Origin of the sequence: Cernens ardua (genome assembly GCF_051251085.1) — a bacterium.
GTDB classification, from domain to species: domain Bacteria; phylum Pseudomonadota; class Gammaproteobacteria; order Pseudomonadales; family Halomonadaceae; genus Cernens; species Cernens ardua.
In genome coordinates, this window is sequence record NZ_JBPCZH010000001.1 from 1042041 (window position 1) to 1055481 (window position 13441).

Below are 13441 nucleotides of genomic sequence, written 5' to 3' on the forward strand. Positions count from 1 at the left end.
CTCCGTTTTACGGATTATTCATTAAGCAGAGTTTTCGCTCATATTCGCGTCGTGCCTTCAATCCGTTCAATACACGGCCACCTGCTTTGTCATACAGCAGGAGAGCGTTACAAGCTCCCGTAACATCACCAGCATTGAATTTTCGAACGATCGATGAGCGCTGAAATGCGCCTTGGCCCACGTTGTATTGAAAATCAAGGAATGCTGCGAAGCGCGATTTGCTCATCGGGGTTGAAGGATTAAGGACGCCGGATACTTGTTTGGCTCGAACCTGTAATTCCTGTGCAACCTTCGCATCACATTGCTGATCGGTTGCAACGTCACCAAGATGAACCCCGGCTGTTATACCTGCGCAGATCGTAGGGATTCCCACAGCATCCAGGTATGCCATCTTCCGATGGCCTTCGAAGTGATTAATAAGCGGGGTTGCAATAGCAATACCCCCAGCAATGACGGCACCAGCAATTCCCGTCTTCTTGCTTGGTCGGTATCCCATTTCAGCAACCCTAAACGCAAAAAGCCCCGACCGAATAGGCCGAGGCTTTAGAAGATTGTGCTGTGATCTCGCAACTAACCACAGATTAACAGAAATACTATATGTTGCGCGTCGCGCTGTCAATAACTACACCATGTTGATTTTTTTATGCAGCCATTTTTTCGTTAAGAACACCAGCAATCCATCCTTCCCCTGCCTTAATAGTAGTGCTTATTCGCCTGTCGCTAGTCCTGTAGTCTCTTGCAATCTGCTTGATGCTTGAGTATTTGTCGCTGTAATACCTTCGAATCAATTTGCCCATTTCAGGATCAAGCTGAGACAGCCGAGCCACGATACCATCCACCATTAACCCTTCATCATCCGTGATACAGCAATCTGACGGCTGGAATTCTTCTGTTTCGGCCATTACCAGCTCCATATCACCTGTTAACTTTGGTGCGCCCGATGATATGTGTATCCAGATTCCCCACTGAGTCAGAAGGCGCTGCGTCTCTTGGATTGTAATCATGCGATGGCCTCCTGTTGTTCTATCTGGATCAGCATACCCGTTGTCTCTCCACGTACTGGCTTTGTTATGCATGTCGCCACTACGTATTGATTTGTGTCATCAGCTAGCACTCCGGCTCGCACAAGACCATCCTCAAGAAGCTTTACCGCATAGCCATAATTTGAACAGTCAAGTGCTCTCTTACCTTTGCCAAGAACTGGCGTGAATGACAGGCCTACTGGTGAATCAATACGTTTAATCCCTGTATTAGTGACAGCTGACTTAACAGCCCAGTGAGCAGCGTCAGCGTGTTTTTTTCGCTTTGACCAATGGATACCTGCGTATATTGAATTTAGGCTTGGACCGAGCCATGGAACGAACAACTGGATCATGCCACCCCCTTGATCGTCATCAGACCTTCTTCAATCCACTGCTGCTGTGTCTCGGCTAAAGCTCGTGTTATATCGCGCCAATCAATCTCAGCACCACGCACTCGTGAGTCGAGTCGGTCATGACATTCGCTACAAGCGAATACACCGATCATGTCAGGCGACTTCATTCCCATTCCGCCCATGCCTGTTGGTAAGTGAGCGAGAACAGTGGTCTCCGGATTGTGATTACACCCCGGCAGCCTTAGCGTGCAGTTTCGGCCGCGAGCAGAGTTGCGCAGGGCTTTGCTGACTATTTTCATTGTCCACCCTCCGTCGCGCATCTATACACTTTGTCATGCACAGTGAATGAGCCGGTCAAGTGGCATTGCTTAACTGTATCTTCTTGCCCCCACTCCCAGCTTTTGCACATCAGGAACAGCACCGCACAACAAGCTAAAAACCCAATGGTGTATTTCATGCAGCCCTCTCCTGTACAAATGCCTGAGCCATATCCTCAACCTGCTCGCCGGTCATGGAAGGCCAATAGGTCTTTGCGATGTATGAGCACAAATCAGTCACCATCTCGAAAAACTCAGTCTGATCCATGTTGTCGAAGGCTATGCTTTCTGGCTGACGGCTCTCCAGGCTCCCTACGTTCGGGATGTCCGTAATTGTCACCACGCACTTAATGCCGGAATCAAATTGCAGCTTCTTAATGGCCTCGTGATAAGTCTTTCCCTCGAAGTCCTCTATGTTCTGAACACACAACCCCCCAATGGCATGAGCCAGTCTGTGAAATTCAGGATTGCGCGGCTTGGTCATTTCGGTACGGGCCACGTCACCGACCCTGTAGCCACGTGCTTTCATCTCCTGCGCATCAGTGACAGAAGCAGCAACCCAGCACATACGCTTATTTCCGTTTTCATCAAACAGCACAGTGCAACGTTGGTAGATAGGCTGGCGTTTACTCATCTCCCACCTCTGCCAGCTTTTCCCGATACCAATTGGCTTTTGCTAAATCCTCGGCTGCATTGCCCTTCTCTCCTGCACGCAATCGATATTTCAGGGCACTACCCATGCAGAAGCCAGCAAACTGTTCAGGCGTCAATGAACGCTGGATTACGTCGATTGATTCTAGATCGGGAAACAGTTTGTAGTGCTTCGGATGATTTACTGGGTCATGTTCATGAACAGTATTGTCATCTTGGATAGATTCTTGAGCTGTCTCTTCCCGCTTCACACGACGCAGGGTTTTTCGCCAGTTGTGTCCAGCAACTAACTTCCCTTTAGAGGCGGTACGTTTCATATAAATGGCACCCCAACCACCTACATAAATTGTTGGCTTATCAGAATGCCAGCACCATTCCCCGTCTTCATCTTGAGCCACCCACTCGGCCCAATCAGGCGCATCATTATCCAAAGGCTCGTTGATCAGCTTGCGTCGGCGGTGTTTCCAATTTTCTTCAGTAAGGATCATGACGGGAGAATCACGGCGTGCGGTATAACTCTTTACCCCAATATCTTGAACGTTCCAGCTCCATGGCTCAGGAAGGAGATAATCAATTGGCTTACCTTCTGTGGGCCATTCCGGAAGCTCCATTACAATCTTTGTTAATACTGAATCGATATTCATACTGAATTTTTCTTGTTCGAGAGAACGACGGCGCTGTAGCCAATCTTTCTCAGTAATGATTTCGTTAAGCGACGGCTGAATAAACACAATTCCGGAGGGACCTACAGCTAGCGTCCAGTAAGTCGTTATGAAACCAATGTCTACTAGAATCGACGTCGGAAACTCAGCCAACTCCATCGCCAGCTTCGTCAGCAATTCATCTCTGTTCATTCAAAATTCCTCGTGTTGATGCGGGCAACGATGTTCTCGATCTGGCCTTTTCCATCATCGTCATAGACTCGATATTTTCCATTCGGGGAGCGCCTTATAACTTGCGGTATGCACCTCTCGTTGTAGAGATAAGAGGCTTCTTCAAGCGCAGCGATGGGATCTGTGAAAACTGAGATAACTTCCTTCATGCCGAGGCTCTCCCGATGTCGCGTCGCTCGCTTTTCCAGTCGAATTTCATCGCTTTGCAGCATTCGCGCAGACGATCCACTACGCGATCACCGAGCCACTTGGATAACTCGTCTGGCTGACGGTTGGAGATAATGATCGTCGGTAGACACTGCTCATACCGATAATTGATAACGTCGAACAGGTAATTCATTTCAGTGTCGCTGCCGAAGCCAAGGCCAATTTCATCCAGCACCAGCAGCCCGATCTGTGAGTAAATATCGATAACCTGGCTTTCGGTCTCTTCGCTGTCGCGGTCATATGTCGATTTGATGCGCCGGAACATCCGTGCAGCTGTTGTATACAGCCCTCGTGTTCGCTTCTCAGCGATGACGGCATGAAGTGTGGCAACAGCCAGATGCGTTTTACCGGTGCCGGGTGAGCCCATCATCAATAACCCTGCACCCGACTTGAAATGCTCGTCGAACTTTTCAACGTACGATTTGCATCGTTCCAGATGTCGTTTCTGCTCGTCTGTTTTAGCGACGTAGCTATCGAAATTCTTGTTAGCGAAACGCGGCGGGATTGCGGCATAGCCAATAGCGTCCTTGACAGCCTTTTCAACGCGCTTGCGCTCTGTCGCTTCTGCTTCAGCCTGTTCCTGTTCTGCCCGGCGAGATTCATTACATGCTTGGCAACCGGACCAAGAAGTTGGACCTTTTCGAAGAATTGCTCTGGTCTCTTCGACGCTGCCGTGGACTTCGCATTCGAACGGGCGAGACTCAATTGAGATACCAATGTCAGAAATCAACGGTACCGTCCTCCCGAGTCTTGACGTTTGAAAAGTCGGATAGACCAGTGTGCATTCCGGGGGTTGAGCGTGGTTTAGACTTGTACCGGTTGATCGGAGTCGCAAAGCGGTTGGCGTTGTTCAGCCACGTCCTGAAAGCAGCCTGCCAGTCTTTAAAAGTTGATCCGCGCGCAGCGTGGTAGTCTTTGAAGTATTCGAGTTGTTCTTGAATATTCAATCCCGACGACTCGGCTTTGCGCTTTGCCGTGTCGTTGGGTTGGAAATCTTCAGGGAGTTGTGTCGATTTTTTCTCACGCGCACCCTTAGATTTTTTATGGACGGTTGTAGGACGGTTAAAGGACGTTTCGGGTGCAGGAGCTGCACCCCGCTCTGTCGTCAGTTGCACCCCGGTAGTGTCGTCATTTGCACCGGGTGCAGGAGCTGCACCCCGCTCTGAATCAAGTTCAGGTTCAAAATCAAGGTGAATGTTGTATACGCGAGGACACTTGTCAGCAGGAAGTCCTTTTGCTCGGGCAATATCCTGATTACCAAGGCTGATTAGTCCGATCTCACGTAGATATTTGAGCTTGTTTTGGACGGTACGCTCAGACAGCCCTGTGTATCCCACCAACGTTGATATTGATGGAAATGCATCAGTGCCGTCTGAATAAGCGTGATTAGCCAACCCAATCAGGACAGCCCGAGCGCCGGGATCGGTAGTATGTTGCTGCTTAAGTGCCCAGCTCATTGCTTCGATACTCATGCTGCCGTCCCAATCATGTAGCCGTATGCGTTAGCCAGATAGTCGATGCCTTCACCCGTTACTCGTGTTTGGGTATAGGCATGCCCGTTAGCTTCACCAGTTTTCACAGAGAATCGTCCAGCATTGTGATGTTTCTGGTGTGGCAGCAAATTGCCCGACTGCCGATAAAGAATCTTGTCGTCAATCAGCTGCTGAATGAGTTGTTTTTCAGGAATTCGCAGAATTTTCGCCGTCTCACGGATAGATTTGCTGTTGTTGGCTTTTACGTAACGGTCAACAAATTCAACGGCAGGCTTTGCCGCCTGTGCCGCCTCAATAGCTTTCATTTCCGATTCTTTGGCATTAGCCCATGCGCGTGCAGCCTCAACCGGGTTAGAAAAATCGGGCAATACGGGTTTCGAAACCTTTTCTTCCAGCTCTTGCCAACGGTCAACCAATCTTCCTGTAAATTCTGGAGATAGCTGGGCAACAACGACTAGGCTATCGCGTCGTCCCTTTTCACCTTCGAATACATAGATATGAACGGGCTTGGTCGATGTTTTAATTTCCCCCATTGGGGGTAATTCGATAATGCCGCGCGCTGCCAGTCTTTCGATTGACTGTTTAACTTTGTCATGGCGCGATTCGACAAGCTCTGATATTTCCGTGCTGTCCATCGACAGCTTGCTAAATTCAACAATCTGCTTCATGATTACCTCACTTCGTTAAAGCCTCGGCCCGACCTTCCCAAGTCGCCGGGGCTTTGGTTTATTGAACTGTCTCACCCAGTACTTCACGTCTCACAAGCATTCCACCTGCAACGAGCACTGAGACGGCCTTGCGGATATGCGGTATCAATTCAGACGCTATGGGCTTGTCGTTTTGATCAAGCACCCCGTCATCCATCATCTGTGCAAAAAGACTGAGCACTTCTCCCATCCCGTCGGCAATATTGCCCATCGACTGGAATCCACAGCTATTAACGTTCTCAGCCTTCGGTAACTCGACACCGATCATGCCGTGCCTGTATGTCAGTGCTCGCCGAATGTTCTTGTCACCGTACTCTTCAAGGGCCAGTGACCATGGTTCTTCGAGCCAAGCTGGAAATTCAGTGTCACCAGTGGACCATCGCTCGACTCGCTTACGCCACGCGCTGATTACACGCACTGCCCCGGCATCCAAAGCTGTTAGTGATGACAGTGCGGCTTGATCAAGCATCTTTGATGGACACATGGCATGAGCCAATGCATTCAAAGTGAATGAAAAAGCATCGAGCGTTACGCCCTTCAGCTCCCTGAGCTGGCCCAGTGAATCGCGTAACAACGCGTCACGGCTAGGATGTCGATTGTCTGACGTATTCATGTGCGTTCTTGTCTCGTAATCTGTTTTTAAGCAGCAATGGTTGCCAGCTTGGGACACAGCTCAATAGCTGTGATTGCTCCTCCGGTACGTTCTTCTGCACGCATAGCATGAAATTCCGAAATGCCATGCTTCCCCTTAAGCCACCCATGAACACTTGATTGGCGAACCCCGAGGGCTTCAGCAGTTTTTTCCTGAGTACCGAAGAAGCTAACTAGACGTTCAATAGGTGTTTTCATGTCTTTAGCTCATTCATATAGGAATACCGATAGAATACATATAGGTTTACCTGTTTGCAACATTATAGGTTCACCTATAAATTGCCAATCTATGGATACAGTCGGAAAAAGAGTCAGAAAGGCTCGAAAGCAGGCCGGTCTTAATCAGGCAGAGCTTGCGGAAAAAATTGGAATACGACAGGCGACAATTTCAGAACTTGAAAACAGCCTGGGTAGTACTACGCATCTAGTTTCTATAGCCAAAGCATGTGGTGTTAATGTCGATTGGCTTGCCACTGGTGAAGGCGAAATGCTACCTAGCATGCAGTCACCGATTATTGCTGAGGATGTGAGTAATGAGGAATATGCATTTATTCCTGTACTGAGCGTCAAAGCTGCGGCTGGCGACGGTTACGTCAATGTCGAGGAAGTCAACGAAGGAACACTGGCATTCCGTCGAGAATGGATGCAAAGACAAGGATTACGTGAAAAGAATCTTCGCCTTATCCGTGCCTGTGGCGAGTCTATGTACCCGAACATCAATGAAGGCGACATGCTATTAGTGGATACATCGCAGATAGAGCCCGTTACGGGAAAGGTTTATGCGATACGTAGGCCAGACTTCAGCCTATCGGTAAAACGGCTCTCACAGGGCTTCACGGGCGATTGGACAATCATTAGTGATAACCCAGATAAGGCAAAATTTAGGGATGAGCCTGTGGGAGACATTTCAGCGGCCAATATCCCCATCGTTGGACGTGTAGTTTGGCGCGGAGGGTTGATGTAGTAACCCATTTCGATCGAGCACGATGTGATGAGTGGTTTATGAAATTGGAAAAAAATACAGATAATCATTTTAGGGAGTTGCCTTATGACCCAAGACATTCCACAAGCTACACATCGTGGCGACCTAAAAATTGGCGATGTTGATATACCTTGCTTCGTGCTTGAAGATGGAAGAAGAGTAATATCAGGACGCACGTTGACAAGTGCAATTGGGATGAAGGGTCGTGGCCAAGGAGTTGCTAGAATATCTCAGTATAAATCTCTAAAACCTTTTTATAACAATGACTTATTGTTGGCCATAGAAAACCCCATACAATTTTCATGGCACACACCGAGAGGAGATGATGGAACTTTTGGATATGAAGCGCACGTCCTTCAAGAGCTTTGTGAATCAATTTTAACAGCTAGAGAAAGTGGCGCTCTCTCTACTGAGCATGAAATAAGATATGCTCAGCATGCCGAAATGCTAATAAGAGCATTTGCTAGAGTTGGTATAATAGCTCTTATTGATGAGGCTACTGGCTATCAAGAACAAAGAGAAAAAAATGCTCTTTCGCAGATATTAAATAGATATCTCAATGACTATGCGAGTAGATGGTCAAAAACTTTTCCTGATGAATTTTGGATAAAGCTAATAAGGGTAAAAGGGTATCCCTCCTATATTGCACTGAATCGCCCTTCTTATGTTGGCCATTGGGTTAATGACATTGTCTACGATAGACTTGCTCCTGGGATAAAAGAAAAGCTTAAAGGCCTAAATCCACGCGACAGATCTGGAAATCGAACGCATAAACATCACCAGTTCTTGACTCAGGATGAAGGGGTGCCTGAGCTTAAGGAGCATTTGGTCAAAGTAATGGCTCTTATGGATGCATCTTCAGACAACGAGCAATTCATGAAACTTTTGAATAGAGCTTATCCAAAGTTCGGATCAACCGGACAATTGGATATTTGAAAGGCATTCATTCATTGATTGTTTATTGTCATTTTACCTCATCTTAATTTGCATCGATGAGTAAACCACTTCCTGATTCATAGCTTTATTTTACCCTTCTTACCTAATGCATACCTGAATATCCGCCTTCGAGCGGATTTTTTTCGTCCTTTATAAAAAAATATAGGAATACCTATTGACTCATATTATCGGTTATCCTATATTTAACACATCGCAACGGCAAACGCTGAAGCGTGTGCTCTTTACAAATTCGGATGTAGTAAGCGCATCGCCATCCTAAAGCAGGCAGCTCTCCCCGGGAGACTATGAAAATAGCTGGGTGAACTGTGAGTAGGACTGAGCGAAGAGAGGTGCGAGGTAGATCACAGGCGAAGGCAAAACGTTATGAGATCGTGGCGAACACAGCGATGCGTAAGGGAAATCATCACCCATCCGGAGGTGGCGTGTAACACCGGACAGATTTACCAAATTAGCCAGCCGTGCCTTTTTCACAAATTGGGCAAATAGGGATGTACGGCCGGCAATCGGTGAAAACAAATCACTGATCCATTCATATGTCTCCTGAGAAGCATCGCAATAGTTAAGCGATTGAGTGATGCCAAGGAAATCCCGCGCCCACAAGAATGAGAGACACAGAAAATAGCCTGTAATCGCGTCGGGTGAAATCTGCGCCGTCCCATCAGGGCGTTATCTGGTGGGCATCGGGAATGGTCTTGGGTAGGGGTTAGGAACGGGAGGACAAAGGTTCAAATCCTTTCAGATAACAAATGATGGATACGGCAGGCGTGCCGAGGACGCATAAGTTAACTGTAGATCAGTCAGGTAGATCGCCCGGCCCCGAAACCTGAAGCGTTAATAAATCTTAAGGGGTCGCGCCTATATAAGATTTTGATGTGCGATGTAGACAGGGCCATTCACCGATTTAGTCACCCGAGACGTTAAAACGGCAGATAGCGTCGCGCTGCGCTGATAATGGAGGCGCACTTATTCTTAACGGCTCGCATAGCGGGCCTTTTTAATGCCTGGAGGGGTTATGACACTCACACAACAGCTTCAAGACCGCTCACTGAGGGTAAACGATTTATCGATACCCATCGGCAAACGCCTGCGCTATCGAGTTAAGGGCAATGTCGATATAGACGACTGCCGGCCGCGTGTTTTGACTCATGATGAAGCACGCAATAAGCAGCGTCTCGATGATTGGAAAGCACGTAGAGGCTGGTAATGCTGATATTTTGGATATGCACTGATGGCGCCCTGATGGCGCTTTTTTTGTACCTTTTTTTGAGAGGATTGATATGAGCGTTGAATCAGATATTGCTGATTATTCTGCTCGGCAGGGTCGGCTTGAATCGAAAGACGATTACATCTATCGCATCGAAGAAGATGCACATGAGAAGCTCACAAAGGGTGAGGACTACAACGACTATATCAGTGTCGATCTTCTAGTGGACTGGATGTGTGATGCACCTGATTTCAACAAGGCTCTGGTTAAGGCTGCAAGCGGTGATAGCGCTGATCTGTGGAAGATCATGGATGAAACGCTTAACGGCGAGAAAGACGAAAATGGCAGAATTGTTAAAGCAGGAATACTTGAACGATTCAGGGATGAACTGCTTGGCAATTCAACGGGAATAATTCACATAAAGGATATGGGATTTGCACAGCGTGTACCTAAGCATGCTCATTTGAACAATCCAGTGTTGATGCTTACAGGAACATCAAGGTGAGCAGGGACGCTGCTAAAAAGCTGGAAAAAAAAGCCAGAGACAAAATCTCCGGCAAATTACTTATCGCTAAATCTACATGGAAGTTAATTAGAGCAAATGATCAATAATTAACTCGAACAAGGGGTACTTGTTCGACCCATATTATAGAAAATTTCTAAAAATAGTCAAAAAAAACCAGAGACAGAGTCTCTGGTAAGCGCACATTTTGGTAGCACTTGCATAATTAATCAAAAAAAGCGGCTTTTGATTAATTTGAACATTGGGAAATGTTCAATACTTAATCTAGTACATTCCAAAAGAATTTGCCACAAAAAAACCAGAGCAAGTGCTCTGGCAAAACCATTTAGCTTGGAATGACTAGCTTACCAATATGAAACGCTTGTGGAGGGCACAAAACGTTTCAATGAACACAGGGAAATGTTCGATATAGAGGATATAACATTATGCAATTTTCTCCAACCTCCCCTGGATACTACATAGGTATACCTAACGAGGTATACCACGCAGGTGCAGGCGTATCTAAAAGCCAATTAGACCTCATTCATAAGTCACCTTCTCTATTCCAGTGGTCCTGCAATGCTCCGGAAGATGAGAGTAAAAAGACGGCTCTCAATATGGGTGATGCATGCCATGCTCGAATACTTGAGCCTGAGCGATATCGTCTTGAATATGCAATTGGTCCTGAGAATGCTCCACGCAATACCAAGGCAGGCAAGGAATCCTGGGCAGAGTTTGAAGCATCATTAACTGGACAGACAGTTCTAACAGCTGAGGAAGGTAGAAAGATAGAACTGATATTCGAATCGGTGATGGCGCATCCCAATGCACGTTTTCTGATTGAGCAGGATGGGGATGTTGAATCCAGTATCTATTGGAATGAATCGAGCACCGGGGAGTTATGTCGATGTCGCCCAGATAAGCTATGTACAAATCAGCGCTGGATAGTGGACCTCAAGAGCACGGCGGATATGGATCGATTCACCAGGGCATTCTACGGCTATCGCTACCACGTTCAAGATGCATTCTACTCAGATGGGTATGAAGCACAGTTTGGTGAGCCCCCAGCGGGTTTTCTCTTTATTGCCTTCAGTACATCAATTGATTGTGGCCGTTACCCCGTTCGCCTCTTCTCACTGGATTTGGAGGCCAAGGTGGCAGGTCGCAATGCCTACATAAATGACGTTCAAACCTATTCACAGTGCAAGGCCAATGGATTCTGGCCGGGCATTGAAACCCTATCTCTGCCCAGGTGGGCGAAGGAGCTAGCAGCATGAATACCGCCGTACAGTCACAAAACCCATTTGGACAGCCCCAGATGGCTGAACACGTTAATCATGGCACCGTGCATATTGAGCAAAGCAGAGCTATCACTGAAGCACAGGGAAAGCTGTTACTTGCCAAGAAGTTCCCCCGCGATGAAGCAAGAGCATTTAGCCAAGTGCTGCAATCATGCTCTCGTATATCACTGGCCGTTGCCAGCACATATAGTTATCCAAGAGGAGGTCAACTAGTAACAGGACCCTCTATTCGGTTGGCAGAAGAACTGGCTAGATGCTGGGGCAACATCGAGTTTGGTATCCGTGAATTGAGCCGTCAGGAAGGCAATAGCGAAATGGAGGCCTATGCATGGGATTTAGAAACCAACACGCTATCTACTCAGCGATTTACTGTTCGTCATATCCGTGACAAGCGAGGAGGAGGTACTGTCTTAACAGATGAGCGAGACATCTACGAAACAACATCAAACATGGGATCGAGACGACTGAGAGCGCGATTAATTGCGATTCTTCCCCCCGATCTTGTAGACGCAGCATTAGAGCAGTGCAAGAAGACGATTGAAGGGGACGTGTCGATACCAATGGCTGATAGAGTTAAGCGACTTATCTCATCATTTCAACGAGTTAACGTGACTGAAAAGATGATCCGCAACAGGATAGGAAAATCACTTGATGATGTTAATGATGAAGACCTATACGAACTTCATACGATATATACCAGCCTGAAAAGCGGACAGTTCAAGGCGTCTGAATACTTTGATATGAAGCGTGAAAGCACCGAAGCCAACCGACTAAACGAACAAATGGCTGAAGCTCAGCAGTCCGCATAAGCGGCCTTTATTTTGGAGAGAATCATGCAGAATTTTTCAGATACTGGACGAATTGGCCGCGATGCCGAGGTACGGCACACACCAGGCGGTATCGCTGTTGCCAATTTCCCAGTGGCTATTGATAGCGGATACGGGCAGAACAAAAAGACGGTTTGGCTTGAATGCGCATTATTCGGCAAGCGTGCCGAGGGCAGTTTGATTCAACACCTGACAAAAGGTACGCAAGTCCATGTAGTTGGGGAGATCGGGCAGCGAGAGTTTCAGAAGCAAGACGGTACCCCAGCATTTCGAATCACCCTGAATGTGAGTGATCTAAGGCTTATCGGCGGACAGCAAAGCAATCAGCAGACAGGCTATCAGCAACAGCAGCCGCAACAGAATCAGGCAAGACAGCAATATCAGCAGCCGAACGGATCATCTACTCCTAATTCATTTGACGACTTTGACGATGAGATTCCGTTTTGAATGACATAAGGTTATAAATATTAATGGAGTTCAAGTTAAACGAACTCCTAATTTTTCGATTTTTAGGAGATCGCTGCGGCGGTCTTTTTTTTGAGGTGAATATGGCGGGTAAATATCTAATGTCTTTATCAACGCTTAAAGAATATGTCGATCTTTCTGCTCATATCTCAAAGTTGGAAGCCAATTACGAAGCAAAGTGTCGAGAGTGCGAAGATTTAAGGCGCCGATTGAGCGAGTCTGAATCGGATAATAAACGATTAATCGAGAGGCTAATAAATGCGAAAGGCCAGGGGTGAGCTGTGACAACAAAGCCAAGAAAGAAAAAGCATCATACAAAGCGTAAAGACCCTTTCACTGAATCTATGGAAGCATGGGCAGCAGGTTACTACCGCATTCGCTTCGACAATGAAGAAGATGAAACATCTTCATTCGAAGATAACGGCTTTCTCAAGCCATGGCCTCCTACCCGCCGAGTGCTGCCATGTAACGACGAAATGGCTTACTACGCCGAGCAACATGCAGTCATCAAGAAAAGGCGCTGGCGAGCCGTTTTGATCACGTACATGCGTGATAACAACTGTAATGAGTACCGTAACATCGTCGCAGGCGAGTCTGTGCAGCCGTTTACTGCTTATAAAGAAGGTATCGTGCCCTTTCTCACTCGGTTATGCGACGAGAACGAGAAGAAGATCAATAAGCGTCACCTGTTCGCCCGTGCAGCAGTAATGACTCCCATGGGCCATTACGGGATTGAGAATATCCTGCCGAAGTATCAGAAAGAACTGATGCTTACTAATGGAGAGCTGGAAGCAGTAAGCCAGTTGTTAAATGAAGAGCCTGAGGTGACAACGTTCAACACGTTTGATGATCTCGATATTGATCAGAAGATATCGTGGCTTGCGCATGAGGAATACATGGCGTCGAGAG

19 protein-coding genes are annotated in these 13441 nt (G+C 47.2%); 8 read left to right on the top strand and 11 right to left on the bottom strand.

Going from position 1 to position 13441, the window contains the following annotated elements:
* Nucleotides 1-7 precede the first annotated feature (7 nt).
* From LMG33818_RS04460 to LMG33818_RS04510, 11 genes are all read right to left on the bottom strand, one after another.
* Nucleotides 8-496 (bottom strand): lysozyme, encoded by a 489-nt coding sequence (locus LMG33818_RS04460; protein WP_442322138.1) that lies wholly within the window; start codon nt 494-496, stop codon nt 8-10.
* A 145-nt stretch (nt 497-641) separates the two neighbouring features.
* Nucleotides 642-1004: an antiterminator Q family protein gene (locus LMG33818_RS04465; RefSeq protein ID WP_442322139.1), complete on the bottom strand. Its 363-nt coding sequence runs from the start codon at nt 1002-1004 to the stop codon at nt 642-644.
* A gap of 367 nt (nt 1005-1371) precedes the next feature.
* Entirely contained in the window at nt 1372-1674 is a 303-nt protein-coding gene (locus tag LMG33818_RS04470) for a nuclease domain-containing protein (RefSeq protein WP_442322140.1), read from the bottom strand.
* 154 nt (nt 1675-1828) lie between these two features.
* The gene (locus tag LMG33818_RS04475; RefSeq protein WP_442322141.1) at nt 1829-2326 is read right to left on the bottom strand and encodes a hypothetical protein; all 498 of its coding nucleotides are present in this window, start codon (nt 2324-2326) and stop codon (nt 1829-1831) included.
* Nucleotides 2319-3197, bottom strand: a complete 879-nt coding sequence (locus LMG33818_RS04480) for a DUF3310 domain-containing protein (RefSeq protein ID WP_442322142.1) — start codon at nt 3195-3197, stop codon at nt 2319-2321. Before LMG33818_RS04480 ends, LMG33818_RS04475 begins: the two co-directional genes overlap by 8 nt.
* Nucleotides 3194-3385, bottom strand: a complete 192-nt coding sequence (locus tag LMG33818_RS04485; protein WP_442322143.1) for a hypothetical protein — start codon at nt 3383-3385, stop codon at nt 3194-3196. Before LMG33818_RS04485 ends, LMG33818_RS04480 begins: the two co-directional genes overlap by 4 nt.
* Nucleotides 3382-4173, bottom strand: a complete 792-nt coding sequence (locus LMG33818_RS04490; protein ID WP_442322144.1) for an ATP-binding protein — start codon at nt 4171-4173, stop codon at nt 3382-3384. The genes LMG33818_RS04485 and LMG33818_RS04490 overlap by 4 nt, the downstream gene beginning before the upstream one ends.
* A complete protein-coding gene (locus LMG33818_RS04495; RefSeq protein WP_442322145.1) occupies nt 4163-4915 on the bottom strand; it encodes a helix-turn-helix domain-containing protein in 753 nt (250 codons plus the stop codon). Before LMG33818_RS04495 ends, LMG33818_RS04490 begins: the two co-directional genes overlap by 11 nt.
* Nucleotides 4912-5604, bottom strand: coding sequence for a phage antirepressor KilAC domain-containing protein (locus LMG33818_RS04500; protein ID WP_442322146.1), 693 nt, complete (start codon nt 5602-5604; stop codon nt 4912-4914). The genes LMG33818_RS04495 and LMG33818_RS04500 overlap by 4 nt, the downstream gene beginning before the upstream one ends.
* Nucleotides 5605-5662: 58 nt before the next feature.
* Nucleotides 5663-6256, bottom strand: a complete 594-nt coding sequence (locus LMG33818_RS04505; RefSeq protein WP_442322147.1) for a DUF8585 domain-containing protein — start codon at nt 6254-6256, stop codon at nt 5663-5665.
* Nucleotides 6257-6282: 26 nt separating this feature from the next.
* Nucleotides 6283-6492, bottom strand: a complete 210-nt coding sequence (locus LMG33818_RS04510) for a transcriptional regulator (RefSeq protein WP_442322148.1) — start codon at nt 6490-6492, stop codon at nt 6283-6285.
* On the opposite strand from LMG33818_RS04510, the gene LMG33818_RS04515 reads away from it, so the two are divergent.
* The 8 genes from LMG33818_RS04515 to LMG33818_RS04550 all read left to right on the top strand — a co-directional run.
* On the top strand, nt 6491-7258 hold the full coding sequence (locus LMG33818_RS04515; RefSeq protein ID WP_442322149.1) for an XRE family transcriptional regulator: 768 nt from the start codon (nt 6491-6493) through the stop codon (nt 7256-7258). The two genes, LMG33818_RS04510 and LMG33818_RS04515, sit on opposite strands and share 2 nt — an antisense overlap.
* Before the next feature lie 84 nt (nt 7259-7342).
* Complete coding sequence (locus tag LMG33818_RS04520; RefSeq protein ID WP_442322150.1) at nt 7343-8212, top strand: P63C domain-containing protein; 870 nt, start codon at nt 7343-7345, stop codon at nt 8210-8212.
* Nucleotides 8213-9245: 1033 nt separating this feature from the next.
* Nucleotides 9246-9437 (top strand): hypothetical protein, encoded by a 192-nt coding sequence (locus LMG33818_RS04525; RefSeq protein ID WP_442322151.1) that lies wholly within the window; start codon nt 9246-9248, stop codon nt 9435-9437.
* A gap of 73 nt (nt 9438-9510) precedes the next feature.
* Nucleotides 9511-9942, top strand: coding sequence for a hypothetical protein (locus LMG33818_RS04530; protein ID WP_442322152.1), 432 nt, complete (start codon nt 9511-9513; stop codon nt 9940-9942).
* 443 nt (nt 9943-10385) lie between these two features.
* A complete protein-coding gene (locus LMG33818_RS04535; RefSeq protein WP_442322153.1) occupies nt 10386-11216 on the top strand; it encodes a PD-(D/E)XK nuclease-like domain-containing protein in 831 nt (276 codons plus the stop codon).
* The gene (locus LMG33818_RS04540) at nt 11213-12049 is read left to right on the top strand and encodes a hypothetical protein (RefSeq protein WP_442322154.1); all 837 of its coding nucleotides are present in this window, start codon (nt 11213-11215) and stop codon (nt 12047-12049) included. The genes LMG33818_RS04535 and LMG33818_RS04540 overlap by 4 nt, the downstream gene beginning before the upstream one ends.
* 24 nt (nt 12050-12073) lie before the next feature.
* Entirely contained in the window at nt 12074-12514 is a 441-nt protein-coding gene (locus LMG33818_RS04545; RefSeq protein WP_442322155.1) for a single-stranded DNA-binding protein, read from the top strand.
* Between the two features lie 299 nt (nt 12515-12813).
* A partial coding sequence (locus tag LMG33818_RS04550; RefSeq protein WP_442322156.1) for a hypothetical protein occupies nt 12814-13441 on the top strand: 628 nt, incomplete at its 3' end.